The organism is Neobacillus drentensis, from assembly GCF_036965645.1.
Lineage (GTDB): Bacteria > Bacillota > Bacilli > Bacillales > Cytobacillaceae > Neobacillus > Neobacillus drentensis_D.
Genome location: NZ_JBALPZ010000190.1, coordinates 1 through 383 on the forward strand (window position 1 = coordinate 1; position 383 = coordinate 383).

Below are 383 nucleotides of genomic sequence, written 5' to 3' on the forward strand. Positions count from 1 at the left end.
CTCCACTTACTTCCCTAATATTATTCACATATAGAATTTGTCAATTAAATTTTTGTAAAATATAAAGTTATATCTTTACTTATTTATTTATAAAAGAAGCTTCTATTATTTGATATCTTATTTTTCCAATTTATTCTTTATGGAATTTACAAAACCTTAACACCAAGGTAGCGGTTTATTAATACTACTTTATTAATATTTTATTAGTGGGGATAGCATAAGTGGCTATCATGGTATTAGGGGAAGGTGGAGCCGATACTGGTAACTTAATTTTACATATTGATATGGTTCACTAAAAGGAGTGATTTATATGACAAATCAATTAGTAAAGTATAATGGAAAGGATTATGTACTTCTTTACCGGTACTCCTCGGATTATTGCG